The sequence below is a fragment of the Brevundimonas sp. UBA4553 genome (assembly GCF_002387245.1).
In the GTDB taxonomy this organism is placed as follows: Bacteria; Pseudomonadota; Alphaproteobacteria; order Caulobacterales; family Caulobacteraceae; genus Brevundimonas.
On record NZ_DGLD01000019.1, the window covers coordinates 42,689 to 67,336 of the forward strand.

General features: G+C 66.9%; 25 protein-coding genes and 1 tRNA gene. 15 read left to right on the forward strand and 11 right to left on the reverse strand.

Annotation, left to right across the window (positions count from 1 at the left end; translation table 11 throughout):
- Positions 1-22: 22 nt before the first annotated feature.
- Positions 23-649 carry a DUF938 domain-containing protein gene (locus B4A39_RS12605; protein WP_292036896.1) on the reverse strand — a complete coding sequence of 209 codons (627 nt, stop codon included), beginning with the start codon at positions 647-649 and terminating at the stop codon, positions 23-25.
- Positions 650-865: 216 nt separating this feature from the next.
- Between B4A39_RS12605 and B4A39_RS12610 the strand changes: the two genes are divergently transcribed.
- Both B4A39_RS12610 and B4A39_RS12615 read left to right on the forward strand, forming a co-directional pair.
- Entirely contained in the window at positions 866-2,716 is a 1,851-nt protein-coding gene (locus B4A39_RS12610) for a phosphoenolpyruvate carboxykinase (GTP) (RefSeq protein WP_292036897.1), read from the forward strand.
- A 48-nt stretch (positions 2,717-2,764) separates the two neighbouring features.
- Positions 2,765-3,781, forward strand: coding sequence for an NAD(P)/FAD-dependent oxidoreductase (locus tag B4A39_RS12615; protein ID WP_292036898.1), 1,017 nt, complete (start codon positions 2,765-2,767; stop codon positions 3,779-3,781).
- A gap of 9 nt (positions 3,782-3,790) precedes the next feature.
- Here the strand turns inward: B4A39_RS12615 and B4A39_RS12620 are convergent, their stop codons facing one another.
- Positions 3,791-4,525, reverse strand: a complete 735-nt coding sequence (locus tag B4A39_RS12620; RefSeq protein ID WP_292036899.1) for a TonB family protein — start codon at positions 4,523-4,525, stop codon at positions 3,791-3,793.
- A 128-nt stretch (positions 4,526-4,653) separates the two neighbouring features.
- On the opposite strand from B4A39_RS12620, the gene B4A39_RS12625 reads away from it, so the two are divergent.
- Entirely contained in the window at positions 4,654-5,460 is an 807-nt protein-coding gene (locus B4A39_RS12625) for a transglycosylase SLT domain-containing protein (RefSeq protein WP_292036900.1), read from the forward strand.
- Between the two features lie 98 nt (positions 5,461-5,558).
- A complete protein-coding gene (locus tag B4A39_RS12630) occupies positions 5,559-6,701 on the forward strand; it encodes a DUF2336 domain-containing protein (RefSeq protein ID WP_292036901.1) in 1,143 nt (380 codons plus the stop codon).
- A gap of 70 nt (positions 6,702-6,771) precedes the next feature.
- On the opposite strand, the gene B4A39_RS12635 is transcribed toward B4A39_RS12630, so the two are convergent.
- From B4A39_RS12635 to B4A39_RS12645, 3 genes are all read right to left on the reverse strand, one after another.
- Positions 6,772-7,245, reverse strand: a complete 474-nt coding sequence (locus B4A39_RS12635; protein ID WP_292036902.1) for an Hpt domain-containing protein — start codon at positions 7,243-7,245, stop codon at positions 6,772-6,774.
- Positions 7,246-7,308: 63 nt separating this feature from the next.
- A complete protein-coding gene (locus tag B4A39_RS12640; protein WP_292036903.1) occupies positions 7,309-8,088 on the reverse strand; it encodes an NAD kinase in 780 nt (259 codons plus the stop codon).
- Between the two features lie 31 nt (positions 8,089-8,119).
- Positions 8,120-9,262 carry a DUF2336 domain-containing protein gene (locus B4A39_RS12645; protein ID WP_292036904.1) on the reverse strand — a complete coding sequence of 381 codons (1,143 nt, stop codon included), beginning with the start codon at positions 9,260-9,262 and terminating at the stop codon, positions 8,120-8,122.
- 163 nt (positions 9,263-9,425) lie between these two features.
- Here B4A39_RS12645 and B4A39_RS12650 point away from each other — a divergent pair, with 163 nt between their 5' ends.
- The 4 genes from B4A39_RS12650 (at position 9,426) to B4A39_RS12665 (ending at position 15,445) form a co-directional block, all read left to right on the forward strand.
- Positions 9,426-10,190, forward strand: coding sequence for a class II aldolase/adducin family protein (locus tag B4A39_RS12650; RefSeq protein ID WP_292036905.1), 765 nt, complete (start codon positions 9,426-9,428; stop codon positions 10,188-10,190).
- 26 nt (positions 10,191-10,216) lie between these two features.
- A complete protein-coding gene (locus B4A39_RS12655; RefSeq protein ID WP_292036906.1) occupies positions 10,217-10,966 on the forward strand; it encodes a hypothetical protein in 750 nt (249 codons plus the stop codon).
- Between the two features lie 109 nt (positions 10,967-11,075).
- The gene (locus B4A39_RS12660) at positions 11,076-12,212 is read left to right on the forward strand and encodes an efflux RND transporter periplasmic adaptor subunit (protein ID WP_292036907.1); all 1,137 of its coding nucleotides are present in this window, start codon (positions 11,076-11,078) and stop codon (positions 12,210-12,212) included.
- Complete coding sequence (locus tag B4A39_RS12665) at positions 12,212-15,445, forward strand: efflux RND transporter permease subunit (protein ID WP_292037346.1); 3,234 nt, start codon at positions 12,212-12,214, stop codon at positions 15,443-15,445. The genes B4A39_RS12660 and B4A39_RS12665 overlap by 1 nt, the downstream gene beginning before the upstream one ends.
- 18 nt (positions 15,446-15,463) lie before the next feature.
- Here B4A39_RS12665 and B4A39_RS12670 read toward each other — a convergent pair whose 3' ends face one another.
- A complete protein-coding gene (locus tag B4A39_RS12670) occupies positions 15,464-16,006 on the reverse strand; it encodes a c-type cytochrome (protein WP_292036908.1) in 543 nt (180 codons plus the stop codon).
- Between the two features lie 149 nt (positions 16,007-16,155).
- On the opposite strand from B4A39_RS12670, the gene B4A39_RS12675 reads away from it, so the two are divergent.
- The gene (locus B4A39_RS12675; RefSeq protein ID WP_292036909.1) at positions 16,156-16,428 is read left to right on the forward strand and encodes a FeoA family protein; all 273 of its coding nucleotides are present in this window, start codon (positions 16,156-16,158) and stop codon (positions 16,426-16,428) included.
- Positions 16,428-18,299: a ferrous iron transporter B gene (gene feoB, locus B4A39_RS12680; protein WP_292036910.1), complete on the forward strand. Its 1,872-nt coding sequence runs from the start codon at positions 16,428-16,430 to the stop codon at positions 18,297-18,299. Before B4A39_RS12675 ends, feoB begins: the two co-directional genes overlap by 1 nt.
- Before the next feature lie 40 nt (positions 18,300-18,339).
- Here feoB and B4A39_RS12685 read toward each other — a convergent pair whose 3' ends face one another.
- Complete coding sequence (locus tag B4A39_RS12685; RefSeq protein WP_292036911.1) at positions 18,340-18,966, reverse strand: TetR/AcrR family transcriptional regulator; 627 nt, start codon at positions 18,964-18,966, stop codon at positions 18,340-18,342.
- Between the two features lie 404 nt (positions 18,967-19,370).
- Positions 19,371-19,446 (reverse strand) — tRNA-Thr (locus B4A39_RS12690).
- Positions 19,447-19,497: 51 nt separating this feature from the next.
- Between B4A39_RS12690 and B4A39_RS12695 the strand changes: the two genes are divergently transcribed.
- Positions 19,498-19,848, forward strand: coding sequence for a DMT family protein (locus B4A39_RS12695; RefSeq protein ID WP_292036912.1), 351 nt, complete (start codon positions 19,498-19,500; stop codon positions 19,846-19,848).
- Between the two features lies 1 nt (position 19,849).
- On the opposite strand, the gene B4A39_RS12700 is transcribed toward B4A39_RS12695, so the two are convergent.
- Positions 19,850-20,287 carry an HIT family protein gene (locus B4A39_RS12700; RefSeq protein ID WP_292036913.1) on the reverse strand — a complete coding sequence of 146 codons (438 nt, stop codon included), beginning with the start codon at positions 20,285-20,287 and terminating at the stop codon, positions 19,850-19,852.
- Positions 20,288-20,401: 114 nt separating this feature from the next.
- Between B4A39_RS12700 and B4A39_RS12705 the strand changes: the two genes are divergently transcribed.
- Positions 20,402-20,758 (forward strand): phage holin family protein, encoded by a 357-nt coding sequence (locus tag B4A39_RS12705; protein ID WP_292036914.1) that lies wholly within the window; start codon positions 20,402-20,404, stop codon positions 20,756-20,758.
- Between the two features lie 67 nt (positions 20,759-20,825).
- Complete coding sequence (locus B4A39_RS12710; protein ID WP_292036915.1) at positions 20,826-21,401, forward strand: DUF2239 family protein; 576 nt, start codon at positions 20,826-20,828, stop codon at positions 21,399-21,401.
- Here B4A39_RS12710 and B4A39_RS12715 read toward each other — a convergent pair.
- The gene (locus B4A39_RS12715) at positions 21,398-22,837 is read right to left on the reverse strand and encodes a D-alanyl-D-alanine carboxypeptidase family protein (protein WP_292036916.1); all 1,440 of its coding nucleotides are present in this window, start codon (positions 22,835-22,837) and stop codon (positions 21,398-21,400) included. The two genes, B4A39_RS12710 and B4A39_RS12715, sit on opposite strands and share 4 nt — an antisense overlap.
- A gap of 266 nt (positions 22,838-23,103) precedes the next feature.
- Between B4A39_RS12715 and B4A39_RS12720 the strand changes: the two genes are divergently transcribed.
- Positions 23,104-23,574: a phasin family protein gene (locus B4A39_RS12720; protein ID WP_292036917.1), complete on the forward strand. Its 471-nt coding sequence runs from the start codon at positions 23,104-23,106 to the stop codon at positions 23,572-23,574.
- A 68-nt stretch (positions 23,575-23,642) separates the two neighbouring features.
- Here B4A39_RS12720 and B4A39_RS12725 read toward each other — a convergent pair whose 3' ends face one another.
- Complete coding sequence (locus B4A39_RS12725; protein WP_292036918.1) at positions 23,643-24,179, reverse strand: nuclear transport factor 2 family protein; 537 nt, start codon at positions 24,177-24,179, stop codon at positions 23,643-23,645.
- A 139-nt stretch (positions 24,180-24,318) separates the two neighbouring features.
- On the opposite strand from B4A39_RS12725, the gene clpS reads away from it, so the two are divergent.
- Positions 24,319-24,648, forward strand: a complete 330-nt coding sequence (gene clpS / locus B4A39_RS12730; protein ID WP_105564763.1) for an ATP-dependent Clp protease adapter ClpS — start codon at positions 24,319-24,321, stop codon at positions 24,646-24,648.

Consider the following 24,648-nt stretch of genomic DNA (forward strand, 5'->3'; position numbering starts at 1 on the left):
CGGGCGCCGGCTCGAAAGACGCTTAGACTCGTCTGAACAGGAGGCTGATGTTGTTGGCGGGCATCTCCGTCCGCAACGTCAGCGTCAGGCCGTGCGATCGGGCCAGGGCGACGACCTCGTCCCGATCGCGCAGGCCCCAGGCCGGGTCGCGTGATTTCAGGCTGACGTCGAAGGTTTGGTTCGACGGGGCCAGAGGAACTTCGGTCTCGCGATAGGGACCGTAGAGATAGAGAAGACCGCCGGGGCGGGGCAGAAGGCGCTCCGCCAGCCTCATCAGGCCCTCGGTCGCCGTCCACGGGCTTATGTGGATCATGTTGATGCAGACGATTGCGTCGAAAGGACCCTCGGGCCAGCTGCTGTCGTCCATGCAGTCCAGGGCCAAGGGGGACTGCAGGTTCGCCGGGCCTGCGTGTGCGGCCCAGGCGGCGATGCTGCCGCGAGCGTCGGGGCTGGGATCGCTGGGGGTCCACTTCAGACCCGGCAGGGCGCTGGAAAAGGCGACGGCGTGTTGACCCGAGCCGGCCGCGATTTCGAGCACGTGGCCGCTTCGGGGCAGGTGCGCCCGCAGGATTTGCAGGATGGGTTCGGTGTTGCGAACCGACGCCGGCGAGGCCAGGGCGCCGTCGGGCAGGGCGTTTAGGGTGTCCATGGTGCGCATCGCATCGTGATATCGCCGGTCGATGCGCGTCGCGAGCTCAAATCATGCTGCGGCGCACCAATTTTATTCCGCTCAAGGTGAATTCCGGCAACGGTTGACCTTGCGTCGTTTCCGGTGGCATTGCGCCTGTAACAGGGCGTGATCAGCGCCCGACTCGTCACGACGGCGACAGATCGTCGGGCGGCCACGGTTCAGGAGACCATAGTTGTGACTGCAGACGTATCGATTCCGGGACTCTATCCCGCGCCGACCGAACACAAGGGTCTGGTCGCCTGGGTCGCCCAGATCGCGGCCCTGACCAAGCCGGACCGGGTGCATTGGTGCGATGGCTCCGAGGCCGAAAAGTCCGCCATCATCGCGGATCTGATCGGCAAGGGCACGCTGAAGGAACTGGATCAGATCAAGCGCCCCGGCTGCTATTACGCCGCTTCCGACCCGAAGGACGTGGCCCGCGTCGAGAGCCGCACCTTCATCTGTTCGGAAGACGAGGCCGACGCCGGCCCGACCAACAACTGGTCCGATCCGATCGAGATGCGTGATCGCCTCGACGGTCTGTTCGACGGCTGCATGAAGGGGCGGACGATGTATGTCGTCCCGTTCTGCATGGGCCCGCTGGGCTCCAAGATTTCCGCCCTGGGCGTCGAGATCACCGACAGCGGCTATGTCGCCGTGTCGATGGGCGTCATGACCCGCATGGGCAAGGGCGCGCTGGACATGCTGGGCGCCGACGGCGTCTTCGTCCCCGCCGTTCACACGCTGGGCGCGCCGCTGGCTGACGGCCAGGCCGACGTGCCGTGGCCCTGCAACGACGACAAGTGGATCGTCCACTTCCCTGAAACCCGCGAAATCTGGTCCTATGGCTCGGGTTACGGCGGCAACGCCCTGCTTGGCAAGAAGTGCTACGCCCTGCGCATCGCCTCGATCATGGCGCGCGACGAGGGATGGCTGGCCGAGCACATGCTGATCCTCAAGCTGACCAGCCCCGAGGGCGTGTCCAAGTATGTGGCCGCCGCCTTCCCGAGCGCCTGCGGCAAGACCAACCTGGCCATGCTGCAGCCGGCGCTGGACGGCTGGAAGGCCGAGACCGTCGGCGACGACATCGCCTGGATGCGCTTCGGCGATGATGGCCGCCTCTATGCCGTGAACCCTGAAGCGGGCTTCTTCGGCGTGGCGCCCGGCACCAGCCGCAACACCAACCATAACGCCCTCGAGACCCTGGCGAAGAACACCATCTTCACCAACGTCGCCCTGACCGCCGACGGCGACGTCTGGTGGGAAGGCCTGACGAAGGAAGCGCCGGCCGGCCTGACCAACTGGAAGGGTCAGCCGCATGATCCGGCCTCGGGCGAGCCGGCCGCTCACCCGAACGCCCGCTTCGCCGCCCCCGCCGGCCAGTGCCCGGCCATCGCGCCCGAGTGGGAAGACCCGGCGGGCGTGCCGATCGACGCCATCCTGTTCGGCGGTCGCCGCGCCTCGGCCGTGCCGCTGGTGACGGAAGCCTTCGACTGGGAGCATGGCGTCTTCATGGGCTCGACCGTGGCCTCGGAAGGCACTGCGGCCGCCGAGAACAAGGTGGGCGAACTGCGCCGCGATCCCTTCGCCATGCTGCCCTTCTGCGGCTACAACATGGGCGATTACTTCGGTCACTGGCTGAAGATGGGTGAGAAGGCGGACGCCTCGAAGCTGCCGCGTCTCTTCTTCGTCAACTGGTTCCGCAAGAACGAGGACGGCAAGTTCGTCTGGCCGGGCTTTGGCGACAACGCTCGCGTGCTGAAGTGGATCGTTGAGCGACTGGACGGCAAGGCTGAGGCCGTGGACACCGCCGTCGGCCGCGTGCCGACGCGGGCTGCGCTGGACCTGTCGGGCCTGAGCCTGTCGGACGCCGACCTGAAGATCCTGCTGGACGTCGACGCCGACGTCTGGACCGAGGAAGCGGCTCTGATCCCCGCCTTCTACGAGAAGTTCGGCGAGCGTCTGCCCAAGGCCCTGTGGGCCCAGCACTCGGCCCTGACCAAGCGTCTGGAAGAAGCGCGGGCGGCCAGGCTCGCCGCCGAGTAAGACAAAAGCCGGGTTGAAATCGGGGCGCGGGAGGTCGAAGGACAGCCCGTGCCCCTTTTCAATTCTCAAGACATCCTGGTGGTCGGCGCGGGCGTTCTGGGCCTGTGCACGGCGGCGGAACTGGTTCGGCGTGGTCATGGCGTGACCGTGGTCGATCCCGGCGGCCTGAACGCCTCGGCGGTGGCGGCGGGGATGATCGCACCAGCGATGGAAAGCGCCATCGACGACCTGAGCTCGGACCACGCCGAACTGCTGCGCCGCGCACGTGATGCGTGGACCGACTTCGCCGAGGCGACCGGGGTCCGGCTGGACCGCGATCCGGCTGAATGGCGGGGCGAGAACGTCGAGGTTCTGGCCGGGCGGTTGTCCGCCCTGGGCTTTGACCACGCCTGCGACCGCGAGGCCGGGCGTCTGACGACAAACGAAGACTGGAAGGTCGAACCGGCCCAGGCGCTGGCGGCGCTCGGCCGCCGCGTTCGCATGGTTGAGGCCAGGTCGACCGGATTGAGTCGTGAAGGCGAGCGCTGGCGGATCGACACGACGGCGGAGCCGCTGTCGGCTGATCAGGTCGTGCTGGCCACTGGAGCTTCCGACCTGATGGAAGGCCTGCCGGAAGACGCCGCTCGCTTGCTGGGCATGGTCGCGCCGATCCGGGGCCAGATCGGCCTGGTGGGCGAACGACTGGTCGAGCACGTCGTGCGCGGTCCAGGCGCCTATATCGCGCCCATGGGGCAGGGCTGCGTCATCGGCGCAACCATGGAGGCCGGCGAGCGGTCGCTGACGCCTGATCCCGAACGTTGCGCCCGGATGCTCGACGCGGCCTGGGCCGTGCTGGGCCAGGCGCCGCGTCCGCTGACCATCGAATGGCGCGCCGGGGTGCGCGGCGCCACGCCTGACGGCCTGCCGATGGCGGGCGCGGTCGAGCGGGGGCTGCACCTGGCCCTGGGGCCGCGTCGCAACGGCTGGCTGTTGGGGCCGCTGGTGGCGGGCGTGATCGCCGACGAAGTCGAGGGCCGGTCCTCGAAAGAGCCGACCCTCGCGCCCCGTCGCTTCATCCAGCCCTAGAGGGCGGCCCTATTCGGGCAGATTGAAGCGAATGGCCATGCTGACGCGGGCGCCGTCGACGGCCTGGCCGTCCACCGTGCGCGGGCTGAGGCGGAAGTAGCGCGTCAGGCCCATGGCCGCCCGCCCGAAGCCTTGATTGCCAGGCGTTTCGGAGGCCACCGAACAGCCAGTCAGGGTCCCGTCCACCTTCACCAGGCAGGTCAGGTTGGCGACGCCGCTGACGCCGCGCGCCGCGGCCGCCGAGGGATAGGCCCGCATCATCTGTTCGCCGGTGGGCTTGCGCACCCAGTCGGGGTTGGTGATGACCGGCGGCGAACGCACCGGCTCGGCGCTGACCGCCGTTCCGGTCGAAGGCTCGCTCGCGGGAGCGGTCAGGTTGATCGCAGGTCCGGCGTCGGTCGATGTCACCGGCGCAATCGGAACCTCCAGCGGCGCCACATCGGACGGGATGACGGTTTCCGGCCTGTGGATCGGCGGCGTCGGCGCGGGCGGGACCTTGGGCGCTACGGTAGGCTCCGGCGGCTTGGGCATGGGGATGATGTCGATGATGGTGGTCGGCGTGTCCTCGATCGCCGGGATTTCAGCCAGTTCGAAACGCTGATTGTAGAGCCACACTCCGGCTCCGACGTGGACCAGGGCCGAAACCCCGATCGCCGCCCACATCCAGCGGGGAATCGGCTTCCTTCGTTCGGCAAAGTCTATCGGGCTCACCAGTCCGGGGCCGCCCGCGGTTCTGATCATCATGGCCTTCAACGCCTCCTGTCGTGGCCCTCCCCAGAGCCCACATAACGAAGGTCGCGCCCCGCTTGCGGCTTTATTGCGGCGCTTGGCGATTAGGTTTTCATTAACCTTAGTTAGCGACCGTCAACCTTATGAGCGTAGGAGCGATTCCATCGTCTGGCGGGGTTGAAGCGGCCATCCGGCGTGCGTCCAGCACGACCGGCGTGGACTTCGATTTCCTGATGAAGACGGCGCGTCGCGAGAGCGCGATGAACCCGTCGGCGCGGGCTTCTACCTCGTCGGCCTCGGGCCTGTTCCAGTTCATCGAGCAGACCTGGCTGGCCACGGTGAAGCAGCATGGCGCCAAGCATGGATACGGCCAGTACGCTGATCTGATCCATCGCGGCGACGATGGCCGGTGGCGGGTGCAGGGATCGGCTCGCAACGTGGTTCTGGATCTGCGTTTCGACGCCCAGGCGGCCTCGACCATGGCGGCGGAGCTGACGGCGTCCAACGCCGCCTATCTGCGGGGGCGCACAGGGCAGGAGCCCGGCGCGGGCGACCTCTATGCCGCACACTTTCTCGGCCCGGCGGGCGCCGCCAAGCTGATGGAGGCGATGCAGTCGCGGCCGGGCGCCAGCGCGGCGTCGCTGTTCCCCGACGCAGCTTCGGCCAATCGCTCGATCTTCTATCGCAATGGCCGCCACGCCACGGTGGCCGAGGTCCACGCCAACCTGCAGCGCACGGCGGGCGAGGGCGCGCCGGCGGCGGGTGTCGGCTCGGCGTTCAAGAGCGCCGTGCCGGAGCTGAGCGAAAAGGACCGGATGCTGGCCGCGCGGCTCGATCGGTTGAAGCAGGATCAGAGCCTGCTGGCCCTGCTGCTGGGGCAGGACGGCCAGGGCGGCAAGAGCAGCGGCTTCGGCGGAGCCTTCTCACCGCCCTCGGAGACAGCGGCCTAAAAGAACGTGGTTTCGCCTCATTCCTAATGAGGTGTTAACTATGTAACGCTAAGCGTGACGATTGATTCTTCGCCCCGCCAGCTCACGAGCGTCCTTTCATGACCGCCTACCGCGCCCGACTGACGGAAAGCGACATCAGGCGTCTGATCAAGTCTGACGCGGAAGACGAGCGCGCGGCGGCGGCGCACAAGCTGTGCCGCAGCATAGACAGGATGCCCCTGGACGAGACGGACAGGGCGGCGGCGCAGAAGATTCTGACCGTCATGGCCAATGACGCCGCCGAGCTGGTGCGCCGCGCCCTGGCGGTGACCTTGAAAGCGTCAGACCTGATGCCGCGCGAGGTGGCGCGTCGCCTGGTCGCAGACGTGGACAGCGTGGCCCTGCCCATCATCAGCTGCTCGCCCGCCTTCACCGACGACGACCTGATCGAGATCATTCGTGCCGGTTCCGCAGTGCGCCAGAGCGCGGTGGCGGGCCGTGATCGCGTGCCGCGCGATGTGGCCACGGTTCTGGCGGCCGAGGGTTGCCAGACGGCGGTGCGGGCCCTGGCGGCCAATGACAACGCCGACCTGTCCGAGGCCGCCCTGGGCGTGGTGATCGACCGCTTTGGCCAGACATCGGAGATCGTTTCGGCGATCGCCTACCGTCAGGTTTTGCCGCTTTCCGTGACCGAGCGCCTGGTGGCGCTGGCCAGCGACGCGGTGCGCGAGCATCTGGTGACGCGTCACGCCGTGGCGCCGGAAACGGCGATCCAGTTCTCTCAGTTCGCGCGGGAGCGGGCGACAGTCGATCTGGTGGACCAGGCGCGGGTCAGCAATGACCTGCCGGCGTTCGTCGCCAGCCTGAACGCCCGCAGGGCGCTTAACGCATCCCTGCTGCTGCGGGCCCTGGCGCGAGGGCAGATGGCCCTGTTCGAGCACGCCCTGGCCGAATTGACCGGAACGCCGCATCATCGCGCCTGGCTGATGGTGCATGACGCCGGCCCGCTGGGGTTGAAGTCCATCTATGATCGGGCCGGCCTGCCGCCGCGCCTGTTCCAGGCCTTCCGCGCGGGGGTGGATACGTGGCGCGCCCTGCAGGCCGAGGGCGGAGACACCGCCAGCGACATATTCCGTCAGCGGATGCTGGAACGCTTCCTGAGCCAGCGGCCCAGCACGTCGCGCGACGATCTGGCCTATCTGATGGAGCGGCTGGACCGATCGACCGAGGTCGAACGAGAGGCGGCCGTCAGCGCAGCCTGATCCTCATCCAGCCACGAAAAAAGGCGCCCCCGGCATCGAGGGCGCCTTTTTTATGAACCGTCGGCCGGCGTCAGGCGAGGTGTTCGTTGACGCGCGCTTCCAGGGTTTCGGCCAGCTCACGACCAACCGGGTGTTCGTCGGTCTGGATTTCGTCGCGCACGACTGCGCGGATGGCGTCGATATGGGCGTCCAGAATCGCCAGCGGAGCCGCCATGCGTCGGTCGGCGTCATCCATCATCCGGCAAAGCGAGCCGGCGATGCGGGTCACCAGCGGGTACTGGTAGGTGGCGCCGAGGCCCTTGAGGTCATGGGCGCGGAAATAGAGCGCTTCTGCGGTTTCGGGCGTGTAGCCCCGGGTGCGGATGTCGGCCTGAGCCTGATCCAGCTTGGTGATTTCGTCCTGCAGCCATTGGCCGAACTGAGCCGACATGGCCTTGAGCGCGGCTTCGGCCTTGGCGATGGCGTCGGCGTCGATGCCGCCAAAACCGCCGACCTTGGCGCGCAGGGGGTTGGGCGGGCGAATGACCTGGGGAGGGTTGCTCACGTGACGGCTCCTGAACTCGTAGCGGACAGCCTATGCGACCGAGCCTTAAAAACCCGTGACGCTTCAGCTGGCGAATTGTTCAGCCATGACGCGTTCTTCAAAGGAACGCCCGGCGTCGAACAGCATGGTCAGGCTGATGTCGCGGCGTTCGCGCACTTCGACGCGGGTCACGCGGCGGACTTCGAAGTTGTCCGCCGTGGCGCTGACCGGGCGCTTGTCGGGCTCCAGCACCTCGAAACGCACGCGCGCCGTGTGCGACAGCAGGGCGCCGCGCCAGCGCCGGGGGCGGAAGGCGCTGATCGGCGTCAGGGCCAGGCTGGGCGCGTCCAACGGGATGATCGGGCCGTGCGCCGACAGGTTGTAGGCGGTCGAACCGGCGGGCGTGGCCACCATGCAGCCGTCGCAGCTGAGCTCCTCCAGCCGGACCTTGTCGTTGATGCTGACACGGAGTTTGGCGGTTTGGCGCGTCTGGCGCAGCAGCGAAACCTCGTTGATGGCCAGGCCGCTATGGACCTCTCCGCTTTCGACCCAGGCGTCCATCTGCAGGGGGTGGATGACCGTGTGGTCGGCCTCGGCAAGCCGCTCCAGAAGGTCGTCTTCCTCGTAGTCGTTCATCAGGAAGCCTACCGAGCCGCGGTTCATGCCGTAGACCGGGGTGCGAAGCTGCAGGTTGTTGTGCAGGGTCTCCAGCATGAAGCCGTCGCCCCCGAGCGCGACGACGACATCGGCCTCCGTCACAGGCACGGAGCCGTAGCGTTCGCTCAGCCGCACGCGCGCAGCCTCGGCTTCGGGGCGGTCGCTGGCGACAAAGGTCAGGGCGCGGGGGGCGGAGGCTGTCTTCACGGCGCCACGTGATCGGAGAGCGCAGTCCGTGTCAAACGGAAGGACCGTCGGCGTTGGCCATCAGTAACCGAAATTCATAGGCCGCCTGGTCGGCGGAGCGTTCGGCCAGTCGCCAGGCGGAGCTGTCCGGGTCGCGCGGGAAGCCCTTGTTGAGCTTCCGGATTTCGGTCAGCAGGGCCGGGAAGGCGGCCCGATCGAGGCCGACCGCAATGCAGGCCAGAAACAGAGGGCGGGCAGTGTCGCCGTCCAGCGCGCGGCGGACTTGCGACACTTCGAACCCGCCGAGCGTCGCCAGGCCGTGGGCGAAGACGCCCAGCTTTTCCTCGCGGAGGGCGCGGATCAGATAGGCGGCGCGCAGCTGGCCCGCAGCATGCAGCTTGGCCACCAGGCGTGAATCGGCCTCGTCGGCGGTGAGAGCCCATTCGACGGCGGCGGTCTGGCCGGTCGTCTGGCCGGCCGAGGTCCTAGCGGCGGCCTGAACCGCGTCCGCCAATCGAGCGGGGTCGATTGTGAAACGGTCGCTGATGGCCTGACGTAGAGCTTCGCCGACCCACTGGTAGAGACGGAGGGCCAGATCCTCGTCCAGCGACGGGTGCCGTGTCAGCGGCGCGCGGAGGGCGGCCAACTGACGGGACTGATCGACCAGTTGGGCGAAGTCCGGGGCTTCGATCCGGGCGCTGCGATTTGTGGCCAGCGCCGTCATGACCGCCGGATCAGCGCCCGCGATGATGGCGCGAGCCACCGCCGCGCCGATATTCGGGCGCAAGGCGATCTGAATCTGGTGGTCGATCGATCCGTCGGACAGGAGTTGCAGCAGGTCCTCGTCCAGCAACAGGGGACTGGCGGCGATCACCGAGCGAGCGATCTCGATCTCGTCGGCGGCCAGCATCTTCACCAGGGCGGCAGGAGCCCAGTCGACCTTGGCCAGTCGCTGGGCCAGGACCTGACGGATCTCGCGCTCGGCGCTGCGGGTCAGGGCGATGAAGATGTCGGCCAGGGCTTCGGGCGCGCCGCCGTGGGCGCCGGCAGATTCGTACAGGCCGGCGACGCCCATCAACAGGCGGTTCTGGTCATCAGGCGAGCGCTTCCTGGCCAGGTCCAGCAACTGATTCAGCCCTGACAGGGGAACGGCCTGGGCCGCGCTCGTCGGGTTTGGCGGAACGACTGTGGACAACGGCGGCTCCGCGCTTGGAAGGCGGCCGCCCTGGCCGCGTTGCATCCTCGTCCCAGCACGTGAAAACAGGGTTAACGAAAACCTTCCGGAGCGGAACCCGGGTCGCTTGACGCCAAGCCTGAGCGGGGCGAGGTTCAACAGAACAACGATAAGGGAGGTCGTCATGGCGGATGGAGCGGCGTCATCGCTGCAATCGCGAGTGTCGGAGGCGGAGTGGCAGGCGCGGGTCGATCTGGCCGCCCTGTACCGGCTGGTGGCGCTTCATGGGTGGGATGACATGATCTTCACCCACATTTCGGCGCGGGTGCCTGGTCCGGAGCATCACTTCCTGATCAACCCATACGGCTGGTATTTCGATGAAATTACAGCCTCTTCCCTCGTGAAAGTCGATCTGGACGGCAACATCGTCCAAGAGACGACCAGCTTCATCAATCCGGCCGGCTTCACCATTCACTCGGCGGTCCACGCCGCGCGCGAAGACGCCAAATTCGTCGTCCACCTGCATACGGTTAACGGCGTCGGCGTGGCGGCCCAGCAGCACGGCCTGCTGCCGATCAGCCAGAACGCCTGCCTGCTGCAACATCAGGTCGCCTACCATGGCTATGAGGGCCTGGCGCTGAACCATGACGAGCGCGAGCGGCTGGTGGCGGACCTGGGCGACAAGCCGCTGATGCTGCTGCGCAACCACGGCACGATGGCGGTGGGCGAAACCGCAGCCCAGGCCTGGGTCGGGATCTTTTTCCTGGAGCGGGCCTGCGCCCAACAGGTGGCGGCTCTTTCGGGAGGACGCGAGCACGTGCTGATCGCGCCGGACGCCGCCCAGGCCGAGACCAAAGATCAGGGGCGAGGCATCGGCTTCATCTCGTCGCTGGCCTGGCCTGGCGCCCTGCGTCAGCTCGAGCGAAAATCGCCGGGCTACGACGTGTGAGGTCGGTCGGGGGGCTGATCATCACTATGGCGCTGGCGTCGGGGGCTTCGCCCGTCCTGGCCGGCAGCTGGAACCTGCCGAAGGGGCAGGGCCAGGCCATCGTCAAATACGAGGACATGCGCGCAGACAAGAGCTTCGCCGCCGACGGCGAGACGGAAGACCTGTCTCGAGAGCGGGTGGACCGGACGGCGTCGCTGTTTGTCGAGTACGGACTGACGGACAAGGTGACGGTGCAGTTCAAGGGGGAGTGGCAGGAGGGGCGCGACGATTTCACCGACTATGACGGGCGAGGACCCATCGAGATCGGCGCACGCTGGCAGGCCTATCGCGACGACGCCAACGTGGTGGCCGTCTATGCCGGCTACGCCCTGAACGGCGAGGGCCGCAACGCCGGCTATGCGCCGCCCGGCGTAGGCGACAGCGACTGGGAGGTGCGGCTGATGGCCGGCCGCTCGATCGACGGTTCCGGCTCAAAATGGCTGCCGCAGCGCAGCTTCGTGGAAGGCCAGGTCGCGCGACGCTGGCGACAGGGCCTGCCCGACGAGGTCCGCGTCGACGTGACCGCCGGGGCTCACGTGAGCGAGAACTGGATGCTGATGGCGCAAGGTTTCGGCGGCACGGCCGACGATGACGGCGCGCGGTGGCTGTCGGTGGAGGTCTCGGCGGTTCGGGATTTCGGCGCCTGGAGCCTGCAGGGCGGCTGGCGTCAGGCGGTCGCCGGGCGGGATACGCCGGCGGCTGGCGGGCCGGTCATCTCCGTGTGGCGGCGTTTCTGATCCGGTTGTCGCGACGGAAACCAAACGCTGCGTCGTTACAGATACTTTATTTGCGTAACGACCATGACCCGCTAAGCGGGACCGCTTGTTGTCGGGGAGACTGCGTCGCGTGTTCAAACGCCATTTTTTCATTATCGCGGCGGCGTGTCTGGTAGGGCTGATGGTCCTGGCGGCGGTCCTGAAGATCACGCTTCCTGACGACAGCAAGGGCGGCGCGGGCGGTCCGGGACGAGGCGGTCCGGGCGGCGGACGCGGTCAGGCCGTGGCCGAGGCGATCGCCACGCCACGCGAGTTTGCTGACCAGATCCGGGTTCTGGGCGTGGCGCGCAGCAAGCGCTCGGTCAACATCACCTCCAACACCACCGAACTGATCACCCGCGTCATGTTCGCGGATGGACAAAGGGTCGCAGCAGGCGCGCCGCTGGTCGAGCTTCAGGCGCGCGAGGAAGACGCCGACCTGATCCAGGCGCGGGCTCAACTGGCCCAGGCCCAGCGTGAATACGACCGCTTCAGGATCCTGGCGGAACGCGGCGTGGCGCCGCGCGTGACGGCTGAAACCGCCGAGACCGCATTGGAGACCGCCCGCGCCGCCGTCGCGGCCTCGGAGGCCCGTCGGGGCGATCGCGTGCTGCGCGCGCCCTTCGCCGGGGTGCTGGGCCTGACGACCGTGACGCCCGGCACGTTGATCTCGCCGGGATCGGTCATCACCACACTGGACGACACCAGCGCCATTCGCGTCGATTTCCCCGTGCCAGAGCGCTATCTGGGCGTGTTGCAGGTGGGGACGCCGCTGAGCGCCACGGCCGACGCCTATGCCGATGAGACCGTCTCGGGCCGCATCGCCTTGCTGGACACGCGGGTGAACGAGCAGACGCGTGCGGTCATCGCCCGCGCCGAGTTCGCCAATCCCGGCAATCGCATTCGCCCCGGCATGATGATGCGGGTCGCCGTCCATCAGGGCCGTCGCCAGAGTCTGTCGGTGCCCGAGGCCGCCGTTCAGTATGAAGGGCAGGGCGCCTTCGTCTATCGCATCGCGCGCGGCGAGAACGGCTCGACCGCCCAACGGGTCGAGGTGCAGGCGGGAGCCGTCGAGGGCGGCTACGTCGAAATCCTGTCGGGCCTGGACAACAACGATCGCGTGGTGGCGTCGGGCCTGAACCGCATCCAGCCCGGAGCGCCCGTGACGGTGGGCGGCGCCGGCGAGCAAAAGGGCGGCGCCCGCGCGCCTCAGGCGGCCCGCCCATGATGCTGTCCGATGTTTCGGTCCGTCGCCCCGTCTTCGCGGCGGTGGCGGCCATTGTCTTGTGCGTGATTGGTCTGGCGGCCTTCTTCTTCCTGCCGGTGCGCGAGTTGCCGGACGTCGATCCGCCGGTGGTGTCGGTCAGCACCAGCTACGCCGGGGCCTCGGCCGAGGTGATCGAGAGCCGGATCACCGAGCCGATCGAGCAGCAGATCGCCGGCATCCAGGGCGTCGAGCGCATCAACTCGACCAGCCGCGATGGTCGATCCAGCGTCAACATCGAGTTCTCGCTGGACCGCAATATCGACGACGCCGCCAACGACGTGCGCGATCGGGTGTCTCGCGTGCAGGGGCGCTTGCCGGATCAGGCCGATCCGCCCGAGGTGGCCAAGGCTGATTCCGACAGCCAGCCGATCATGATCATGTTCCTGCGCTCCACGACGATGAACCGTCTGGAGCTGACGGACTACGCCGATCGCTATCTGGTGGACCGTTTCGCCACCGTGCCGGGCGTGGCCCAAGTCAACATCTTCGGCGAGCAGCGCTACGCCATGCGGATATGGCTGGATGCGTCCGCCATGGCGGCGCGGGGTCTGACCGTCAACGACATTGAAACCGCGCTGACCAACCAGAACGTCGAACTGCCCGCCGGTTCGCTGGAGTCGACGCAGAAGGACTATACCGTCCGCGTGGCGCGCACCTATGCGCGGCCGGCCGACTTCGCCCAACTGCCGATCGGCACGCGCGGGTCTGCCTCCACGGCGACGGGCGCGCAGAGCTCCGGCACGCTGGCCGCCGCAACCACCGCCATGACCAATGGCGTGACCGGCGCCCTGCTGGGCAACGCCGCCTATGTGACGCGCCTGGGCGACATCGCCCGTATCGAGGAAGCGCCCGCCGAGGACCGCCGCCTGTTCCGTGGCAACGGCATCGACCAGATCGGTCTGGCCATCACGCGCCAAGCCCAGTCGAACGATCTGGCGATTTCCGAAGGCGCGCGCGCGCTGATGGAGCAGGTCACGCCGACCCTGCCGCCGGGCACGACATTGGAGGTCGGCTCCGACAACTCGGTCTTCACCTCGCACGCCATCGACGAAGTCTGGATCACCATCGGCATCTCGATGGCGCTGGTCGCCCTGGTCAACTTCATCTTCCTTGGCAGCCTGCGGGCGGCGATCATCCCTTCGGTGGTGGCGCCCATCTGTCTGCTGGCGACCTTCATTGTTCTGGCGCCGCTGGGCTTCTCGCTGAACCTGCTGACCCTGCTGGCCCTGGTGCTGGCGATCGGCCTGGTGGTCGATGACGCCATCGTGGTGGTCGAGAACATCCAGCGCCGTCTGGATCATGGCGAGCCGCCGCTGATCGCTGCGGAGCGTGGCGCGCGTCAGGTCTTCTTCGCCGTCGTGGCGACGACGGTGGTGCTGCTGTCGGTGTTCGCGCCGCTGCTGTTCCTGCCCGGATATGTGGGACGACTGTTCGTCGAGCTGGCGGCGGCGATCGCCGCGGCCGTGGCCTTCTCGGCCTTCCTGGCGCTGAGCCTGTCGCCCATGCTGGCCTCCAAGATCCTGAAACCCGCCCATAGCGGCGGCTGGGTGGCGCGCCGCGTGGATCGGGCGATGGACGCGCTGAAGAACTCCTACGCTAACTCGCTGAACGCGCTGCTGGGCCGTCGCATCGCCGTGGGCGGTGTGATCGGCCTGATCGTGCTGGTGGCGGCGGGGGCGACCGGCATCTTCCTGCACCTGCCCAACGAACTGGTGCCCAATGAGGATCGGGGGCGCGTGACGCTGCGTATCGCCGGCCCCGAGGGCGCGGGCTTCGACTACACCCGCAAGATCATGTTGGGGTTGGAGCCCATTCTGGCCGAGTACCGCGACAGCGGCGAGGCGGCCAACTTCCTGATCTCGGCCCCGGGTTTCGGCGGCTCGGGCTTCAGTTCCGGCAGCGCCGTCCTCAATCTTGCCGACTGGTCGGAACGCAGCCGGTCGGCCGACGAGATCGCCCAGGAACTGAACGGCAAGCTGAGAGGGCAGACCGACGCCCAGGTCAACGCCTCGACGCCCGGCGCCTTCCAGCGCGGCGGCGGCAATTCCAACTCGGTCGAGATGATCGTGACGGGATCCGAATACGGGCCGATCTACAACTGGCTGCAGCCGATCCTGACGGCGGCGCTGGAAAATCCGGGCCTGTCGCGGCCCCGCCTCAACTATGAGCCCAACGCCCCGCGTCTGCTGGTCGATGTCGATCCCCAGAAGGCGGCGGCTCTGGGCGTGTCGTCGCAGCAGATCGGTCGCGCGCTCGAGACCATGTTCGGGTCGCGCCGAGCCACCACCTACATCAAGGGCGGTCAGGAATACGACGTCATCCTGCAGACCGACCGCGACAATCGCCGCGGCGTGGCTGATCTCGAGGCGCTCTATGTCTCGACCGGCGCAGGCCAGTTGGTGCCGCTGTCGGCGGTGGTCACGACCCAGACATCGGGCGATACGCCTGACCGTCGTCGTCTGGACCGTCAGCGCGCCATCACTCTGCAGGCCGATCTCAATCCCGGCATGACGATCGACGACGCCGTCGCCTTCCTCAACGCCGAGGTGGCCAAGCAGCCGCAGGGCGTCGGAACCATTCGCTGGGGCGGCGCGGCGCGTGATCAGCAGGAGGCGGGCAGCGCCGTGGGCTGGGCCTTTGCTCTGGCCCTGCTGCTGGTCTTCCTGGTTCTGGCGGCCCAGTTCGAAAGCTGGATCACGCCGGCGGTCATCATGCTGACCGTGCCTCTGGCGGCGGCCGGCGGCCTGTTCGGCCTGTTGATGGCGGGCTCCAGCCTGAACATCTACAGCCAGATCGGCTTGATCATCCTGATCGGCGTGGCGGCCAAGAACGGCATCCTGATTGTGGAGTTCGCCAACCAGCTGCGCGATCAGGGACGGACGATCCGCGAGGCGATCATCGAATCCTCGTCGCTTCGCCTGCGGCCGATCATCATGACCTCGATCGCCACCGCCTTCGGCGCCCTGCCGCTGATGCTGTGGCAAGGCGCGGGCGCGGGCAGCCGCCAGACCATCGGCGTGGTTATCTTCACGGGGGCGATGTTCGCCACCATGCTGACGCTGTTCGTGGTGCCGGTGATCTATGGCGTTCTGGCGCGCTTCACCAAGTCGCCGGAATACACCGCGCGCAAGATCGAGGAGTGGGAAGCCCAGGAAATCGCCGACGGCAAGACGCCGGACATGACGCCCGGTTAGGTCTGTCCGAACGTGCGATCAGTAAGCGGGGGCCGTCGCAGGTGCGGCGGCCTTCGTCGTTTCCGGCTTGAAGCCCGTTTCCACCTTGAGGAAGGCGATGACGTCGCGGCGATCCGTGGCGTCGGGCAGGCCGGGGTAGGTCATCTTGTTGCCGGGCAGGAAGGTGCGCGGGTTCTGCAGCCAGTGATCCAGCTTGTCGGCGTCCCAGGTGAAACCGGCCGACCGCATGGCGTGAGAATAGCTGAACTTGGCGTCGGCGCCGGCCGCGCGGCCAAAGACGCCATAAAGGTTCGGGCCCGTCATGTTGGGACCGCCCGGCGTTATGGTGTGGCAGGAACGGCAACGGGCGAAGGCGCGTCGGCCATTCTCCAGATCACCGGCGTTGTAAGGGGCGGGCAGGGTCGCCAGCGCCGCGATCTTCTCGGCTTCGGTCGGGGCGGGCGGCGGCGGAGCCTTGGACGCCGTATCGGTCGTTGACGCGGCGTTGTCGCCGCAGCCCGAGACGCCCAGCGCGACGACGAAGGCGGTCAGGATTGAAACATTGCGCATAGTGGTCTCCATCGACTCCCTCCTTAGGCCGGACCGCCCCGCTTGCCGATGGGCATTTGGTCCCACGGCGATGCGCTATCGCTACTGGACGCGCAAGGCGCGCGACTGATAGTCGCTTTCGTAATATGTGAACGGCGTGAGTTGCCGTCGTAATGAGCGCCATGACCGACACCATCAAACTCAGCCAGGCCCGACGCGGCGATCGCGGCGTCATTGTTCAGGTCGGCGGCGACTGCCACCATCAGGAGCACGAGGCCGAACTGGAACGCCGCCTGCTGGAACTGGGGTTCGTGGAGGGCGCGCGGGTCGAACTGCTGCACGAAGGCCTTTTCGGACGCGATCCCATCGCCATCAAGGTCGACGACATGCGGGTGGCTCTGCGCCGGCACGAGGCCGCCAGTCTTACCGTTTGTCTGGATGCGGGAGCCCTCTGATGGACATGGCTGTTCGCACCGCCCGTATCGCCCTGGTCGGCAACCCGAACAGCGGCAAGACCGCGCTGTTCAACGCCCTGACCGGCGCCCATCAGAAGGTGGCCAACTACGCCGGCGTCACGGTCGAGCGCAAGGAGGGGCGCATCCACGCCGCCGACGGCCGCACCCTGTCGGTGCTGGACCTGCCGGGCACCTATTCCCTGCGTGCGCGCAGCCTGGACGAGGAAGTCACCCGCGACGCCGTTCTGGGCGCCCTGCCGGGCGAGAGCCCTCCGGACGTGGTGGTCTGCGTCGCCGACGCCACCAACCTGCGCCTGGTTCTGCGTCTGGCGCTTGAGCTGAAGCAGGTCGGCCGTCCGATGGTGCTGGCCCTCAATATGTACGACATCGCCCAGCGTCAGGGTCTGCGCATCGATTTGGAGAAGCTGTCCGCAGAGATCGGCGCGCCGGTCGTCACCACGGTGGCGACCCGCAAGCGCGGCATTGATGAACTGGTCGCCGCGGCTCAGGCTCAGGCGGATCTGGCGGTCGGCGAAACCCGCAGCCAGTGGCACGCCCCGTCCGCCGCCGAGATCCGGGCCGCGCATCGAGAGGCCCAGCGCATCGTCAAGGCCTGCGTTCGCCCGCCCGAGCGGCCGGACACGCTGACGGGCAAGATCGACAGCGTCCTGCTGCATCCGGTCGCCGGCCTGATCATCCTGCTGGGCATCCTGTTCGTCATGTTTCAGGCGGTCTTCACCTGGGCGACGCCTGCGATGGACGGCATCGAGGCCTTCTTCGCGCTGGTCGGCGGCTGGGTGGCGACCGTTTTGCCCGACGGGCTTGTGCAGAGCCTGATCGTCGACGGCCTGATCGGCGGGGTCGGCAGCGTGCTGGTCTTCCTGCCTCAGATCCTGATCATCTTCTTCTTCATCATCGTGCTGGAAGACTTCGGCTACATGGCCCGCGCGGCCTTCCTGATGGACAAGATCATGGGCGGAGCGGGGCTGCACGGCCGAGCCTTCATTCCCCTGTTGTCCAGCTTCGCCTGCGCCATCCCCGGCATCATGGCGACAAGGGTGATCGAGGCGAAGCGCGACCGGCTGACCACCATCCTGATCGCGCCGCTGATGACCTGTTCAGCGCGCATTCCGGTCTATGTCCTGATCATCGCCGCCTTCATTCCCAATGAAACGGTCTGGGGCTTTGTCAGCCTGCAGGGCCTGGTGATGTTCGGTCTCTACGCCAGCGGCATCATCAGCGCGCTTCTGGTCTCGGTGGTCATCCGCAAGGTCTTCTGGCGCGGCGCGGTCGAGCCCTTCATGATGGAACTGCCCGCCTACAAGACGCCCGATATCAAGAGCGTGCTGTTCAATCTGTGGCTGCGCGCCAAGATCTTCATGCGCCGGGCGGGCAAGATCATCCTGCCGTTGATGATCATCGTCTGGGCCCTTTCAACCTTCCCCTATCCGCCCGAGGGCGCGACGGGACCGGCCATCGACTATTCGTTCGCCGGCATGATCGGCAAGGCGCTTCAGCCGCTGTTCGCGCCCATCGGGTTCAGCTGGCAGATGGTGGTGGCTTTGGTGCCGGGCATGGCCGCGCGTGAAGTCGCTGTGGCGGTTCTGGGCACGGTCTACGCCGTCGCGGGGGCGGAAGAGAACGTGGGGGCTCTGGCCTCGGTTCTGTCGGCCGACTGGTCGCTGGCCACGGGTCTGGCCTTCCTCGCCTGGTATGTCTTCGCGCCTCAGTGCCTGCCGACCATCGGGGTCGTGCGCCGCGAGACCGGCTCGATGAAATGGACCCTGATCATGGTCGGCTACATGTTCGGTCTGGCCTACCTGGGCGCCTTCATCGTCTATCACACTGCGGTGGCGCTGGGCGGCGGCTGAGGCGTCCTCGGGGTCTTCACGCTGGCGGCCGCCTGGGTCGTCAGCGTCCGGTCGTCAGCTTGACGACAATGTGGGCGGTCGTATCGATAATGGCCTCGGCGGTGTCGGCGCGTCGCATCAGGGCGAAGCCCGCGGCGACGGATTCAACCAGATTGGCCGTCTCATAGGACGTCAGGCGCGGGTTTAGGCCTTCGGGGTGATAGCCGCTGGCGCGCGCCTGGGCGATGCGCCGTTCCAGGGCAAGGTGAAGCCGCCGTAGTCGCCGGATACGGCTTTCAGCGAAGGCAGGCTCGCCCTTGTCGGCCAGCATATGTTCGACGCGCAAGACCGGACCATGCTCGTCCCAGAGGGCCAGAACCTCGGTGACATAGGTGCGGATCGCCTCGAAGGCCCGGTCGCCCGACCAGTCTGCGTGGATATGCGAAGCCAGTCGCTGGAAGTCTTCGCCGGCTTCTTCGCACAACACCAGCAAGGCTTCCTCGACCGACTTGAAGTAGGTGTAGAAGGTCGGCGCCGAGACCAGGGCGGCCTGTGCGACGTCGGCCGCGCGGATTTCTCCCAGATGCCTCTGGTTCAGAAGGCTGCGCAAAGCGTAGAGGATGGCGCGGCGGGTGCGCGCTCCGCGTTTGCCGATCTTGTGGCCCAGCTTGTTGGTCGTCTCTGACATGGGAGAAGGTGGGGCGGCCGGAGGGATATCGCAGGCGGAAGACGCCCATGATTCCACGGTTGCAGGGGCGCAGGCCCCCTGGATCAGCGCGTTTCACAGTCTTTCGGACGTCGGTCAAGCTCAAGGCCGCCGCAGGCGTTAAACGGACAGGGTTCCGGTCCAGCCGCGCCCCCGCTCGCCTCAGAAGCCCATGGACACCACGACCGCCGCCATGGTGTGCCGATCGTCGGCTCCGGGGGCGCGCCGGAGTTGAGGTCTATCAGGTCAATCCCGGACACTTGTCAGACGGGAAGCGGTCAGGCGCAGAAGGTTGAGCCCGGGCGGGACCGGGGCGGGCCAGGCGACGGCGCGGTTCTCGCGGTTTTGGAGGAGGGTCAGCCTGGGCGCTTAACTGCGCCAGGGAGTGGTGCCGGTTGCAGGAATCGAACCCGCGACATCCAGTTTACAAAACTGGCGCTCTACCAACTGAGCTAAACCGGCGATGCGCGCCTTATGCTGGCGGAATCTCCTGGATGCAAGCACAGTCCGCGCATGCCGATGACGCCCTATCTCACGCCGGTCCTTCTTCTGGCCCTGTCCAACGTCTTCATGACCTTCGCGTGGTACGGACACCTGAAATTCGGGTCGAAACCGCTATGGATCGTGGTCATCCTGAGCTGGGGGATCGCCTTCTTCGAATACTGCCTGGCGGTGCCAGCGAACCGCATCGGTCATCAGGTCTATTCCGCTGCCGAGCTGAAGACCATGCAGGAGGTGATCACCCTGCTGGTCTTCGCTGCCTTCTCGGTGCTCTACCTCGGCGAGAAGCTGACCCTGAACCATCTGGTCGGCTTTGCGCTGATCGCCGGCGGGGCCTTCTTCATCTTCAAGGGGCCGCTCTGATTTAGTCCAGTTCAGCGGCGATCCGAGAGGCCAAGGCTTTCAGGTGCTCGACGTCAGCCATGGGCAAGTGGCCGTGGCCCTCCATGGCGCGGTCGGCCCATCGGGGGACGATGTGGAAATGCAGGTGGAAGACGGTCTGGCCGCCAGCCTCGCCGTTGAACTGCATTAGGCTGAAGCCCTCGGGTTTCAGGGCCTTTTCGACGGCGCGGGCTGTACGCTGAACCGCAGCGGTCAGCCTGGCGAGAACCTCTGGTTCCATGTCCAGCAGGGTGCGGGCCTTCGAGGTCTTGGACACCACGAGAACGTGGCCCTCGGACTGAGGAAAGACGTCCATGAAGGCCAGGACCTCGTCGTCCTCCCACACTTTCACGCTCGGAATCTCGCCGCGCAGGATCTTGGCGAAGATGTTGTCGGGGTCGTAGGCGCCGTGAAGGCTCATGGGAGGCTCCGTCAGAGGGTTCTCATCGAGGCTAGCAGGGCCGGGCGGATTTCGCACGGGAGCGAAACGCGATCTGGCGCGCTATATGGTCAAGGTTCAGGGAGACTGCGTTTCATGCTGCGTTTCATTGTTCAGGCGATCGTCACCGCTCTGGGGCTGTGGTTGTCCGCCAAGGTCGTGCCGGGGGTGGACTTCACCTCTACGGGATCATTGGTCGCGGCGGCGGTGATCCTGGGTCTGGTCAACGCCATCGTGCGGCCGATCATGGTGATCCGGACCCTGCCGCTGACCATCGTAACCCTGGGGCTGTTTCTGCTGGTGGTGAACGCGGCGATGATCGGTCTGACCGCCTGGTTCCTAGGCGGGTTCGCGGTCAACGGTCTTTGGGCCGGGATCGGGGCCGCCATCGTCACGGGCGTTGTCAGTTGGATCGCCGCCTCGGTGTTCGGCGAGGGCGAGCGTGCGCGTTAAATAAATCCGGGTAATATTGACGCAGATATAATATCCGGGTAAAACATCTTCATCTGTCTCGGAGATGATGATGACGACTGCAAGCTGCACCGCCTTCGCCGGAGATCGCCTGATCGCCAGCGGCTCGCCGGCCGTGGTGGCGTCCGCCGCCAAGGCGGCGCACGATAGCGGAGAGAGGGTGCTGGTCTTCGACAACGCTGACGCTCGCCCGGTGGAGTTCGACCTGCGCGGCGATCTGGCGACGGTCCTGGCGCGCCTGCCGTCAGAGCCGGTCGAGAAGCGCGGCCCGGGACGGCCCAGGCTGGGGGTGACAGCGCGGGAGGTGACCTTGTTGCCGCGGCACTGGAACTGGCTGACGTCTCAGCCGGGCGGCGCCTCTGTCGCGATGCGCAAACTGGTCGAGGCCGCCATGCGCGACGGCGAGGGCCCGGATCGCGTCCGTCGCAGCCGCGAAGCCGCCTATCGCTTCATGACAGCCATGGCGGGTGATCAACCCGCCTATGAGGAAGCGACGCGGATGCTGTTCGCCGGCGACTGGGTCGCCTTTGACGCGGCGATCGAGGCCTGGCCGTCAGACGTGCGCGATTACGCCCGGCGTCTGGCCGAGGAAAGCTGGCGCAACGGCCGGGGCAGGGCGGGCTAGCTCGGTCGGATGACCATGCAGGTCACGCGACGTTCGCCAAGGGCGTCGCAGGCGGCCTCGGCCGCCGCCTGGGTCATGCCGGTGAAGCGCGAGCGATACCAGCCGTTGGCGACCTGAACGTCGCGCTGAGCGTCGCTGAACTGGGTGCGGAAGCGACGGCTGACGTCGTTCAGCCAGTCCCGCGCCACTGATTCCTCGCGGAAGGCGCCGACCTGAACGGTCCAGCGACCGGCCGGCGCGGTTTCGCGTGCCGGCGCCCGAGCAGGCGCCGACGCAGTGCGACGGGTGGTCGAAGACGCGCCGCCATTCAGCGAGGCGGTCAGGCTTTCCGCCGTGCGTGGAGCCTCGGCGCGCTGGATCGGCGCCGTGGCGCGAGGCGTGGCCGCAGCCGCCCGGGCCGACGGCGGCGGCGTGACCTCGGTCGGCAGGCTGGCGGGCGGCGGCCCGGAAACATAGGCTACGGCGGTCGAGCTGACGCCCTCGCCGTCCTCGTCCGAAACAGAGGCGTATTCGACCGGCGGGTTGGGATCGGCGCTGATTCCGTAACCGCGCTGTTCGAAGAAGGTCTGGGCCACTTGAATCCGCTCGCCCTGACCGCGACGGCGCTGAACCTCGAAGCCGGTGTCCATCAGTTCGGCGACGTGCTCGTTGCGGCTCTTGGTCGAGCGACCGCCCATGACGATGGTGATGATCCGCTTGCCGTCACGCACCGAGGAGGCCGCCAGGTTGTAGCCGGAGGCGTTGGTGAAGCCGGTCTTGATGCCGTCATAGCCGCGCCCGGTGGCCAGCAGGCCGTTGGTGTTGCGGTAGTCGCGGCCGTTGTAGAACCAGTCGTGCAGGCCGAGGTAGCGATAGTATTGAGGATAGTCGCGCATCACCGCGCGGCTCAGAATCGACAGGTCGCGGGCGGTGGTCGCCTGGCGCGTGTCGGGTAGGCCGTTGGCGGTGGTGAAGCGGGTGTGATCCATGCCCAGTTCGCGGGCCTTGGCCGTCATGCGGGCCGTGAACTGGGCCTCGGATCCGCCGATGTGTTCGGCCAGCACCACCGCCATGTCATTGGCGCTGCGGACCGCCGTGGCCTTCATGGCGTCTTCCAGGCTGATCGACTGGCCGGCGGCCAGACCCAGCTTGGACGGGGGCTGCGAGGCCGCGCGGGGCGAGACCGTCAGGTTGTCGGTCAGCTTGACCTTGCCGGACTCCAGCGCCTCGAAGACCAGATACAGGGTCATGACCTTGGTGATCGAGGCCGGGTATCGCCGTGCGTCGGCGAAGCGGGAGAAGAGCACCTCTCCCGACGCAGCGTCGACCACGATGGAGGCGTAGCGCGAGTTGTCAGAGGACTGGGCCACCGGGGGCGGCGCGCCGAGGGCGGGCGTGAGGACCACGCCGCCCACAACGAGGGCGGCCAGGAAGCGACGGCTGAATGCTGCGTTCATGGTCAATCTACTAGCCTCGTCACTGTGGCGCGAAGACGACCGTGATCACCGCGCGTTACAAAGGCTAACATCGGCGGGTCGGGTTTCGAGAGGGTTAACAAGCCGTCAACGGAGTTGTGATCGGCTTGGCCGCATAAGGGTGATCGGCGTTCATATGTTGCGTCGCACAATTTTCACTTGAAGTCATTTCGCAGTTGCACCATATGACCCCTGTCGCGATGGACGCCGTTCGTCGTGAAACCCCTCATCGCTTCAGGAGAGTCCCCATGGCCGACGCCGCAGAGACTGTTAAGAAGACCGTCGAACAGACCACCGCCAAGGCCAAGGCCCAGGCCGAGAGCATCCAGGCCGCCGGCGCCAAGGCCTTCCGCGAAGGCGTGGACAAGTCGGTCGCCTCGCTGACCGAACTGAACGCCCACGGCAAGAAGAACCTGGAAGCCGTCGTCGAGTCGGCCGCTGCCGCCCAGAAGGGCGCCGAGGCTCTGTCGCAAGAGACGCTCGCCTTCTCGAAGAAGTCCTGGGAAGACGGCGTCGCCGCTGCCCAGTCGCTGAGCCAAGCGCGTTCGGTGCAGGAACTGGTCGAACTGCAGACCTCGTGGGCCAAGTCGGCCGCTGAAGCCTATCTGGCCCAGTTCGGCAAGACCACCGAGATCTTCACCGCTTCGGTGAAGGACAGCTTCAAGCCGATCAACGAGCGCGTCACCGCGACCGTCGAGAGCTTCCAGGCCGCCCGCTAAGCCTGACGCTTTTCAGTAGCGTAAAATCAGGCCCCGGCAGAACTGCCGGGGCCTTTTGCGTCCGGGGCTCAGGGTGCGCCGGGCGATATGGCGGCATGGTCGATGCTGAAGGCGCGGGCCAGCCGCCACTGGCCGTCCTCCAGCCGCCACAACATGGAGAAGCGGGCGCGACCGACCAGGGTTTCCGGCCCGTCTCCCTGACGTTCGTAAAAGAGGTGGCTGGCTTCCTCGACCGCGCCGACGCCGGGGATGGCGTAGACCTTCATCGTGCCCGGTACAAGTTCGCGGCGTGAGCGCCAGGCGTCGGGGGCCTTCCTGGCTTCGCAACCCTTGGCGTAGTCGGCGACGAAGGCGGTCCGCGTCGCCGTCAGCCCGCCCCGGTCGTGATAGAATTCGAGGTCGTCGGTGACCAGATCAGCCAGGGCCGCTGGATCGCAGCGGTCGAACATGGTGGTGAACAGGGCGGTGTCGCGCTCGGCGATGATCGGGGTCAGCGTCGCCTCATCCGGAATGACGACCACAGGGGCGGTTGTCTGGATCAGTGCGGCGATAAGTGCAGCGATCAGGGTCATGGAGGCGTCCAGCAGCGCGAAACCGAGCCGCATTGGTGCTGCCCCGACACGCCGGTGTCCCGTGAATCTTTGGTTAGCTGGGCCGCTCACGCAACGCGTGACTGGACGCCTCTACAAATCAGGCCATCATCACCTATCTGAGCTATCGACTCCCCCCGAAGACGGATGACTAATGCCTACCAGACGGCCAGGTGAACAAGGCGGAGGCGCAGGCGCCGCCGTCGTCACCGAGACAAAGCCGAAGCTTCAGCGGCCCTCGCTCTATCGAGTGCTGATCCTGAATGACGACTACACGCCCATGGAGTTCGTCATCTATGTGCTGGAACGGTTCTTCCAGAAGAGCCGGGAAGACGCGACCCGCATCATGCTGCATGTGCACCAGCATGGCGTCGGGGTTTGCGGCGTCTTCACCTACGAAGTGGCCGAAACCAAGGTCGCCCAGGTGGTCGAGACGGCGCGCCGTCACCAGCACCCTCTGCAATGCACGATGGAAAAAGACTGA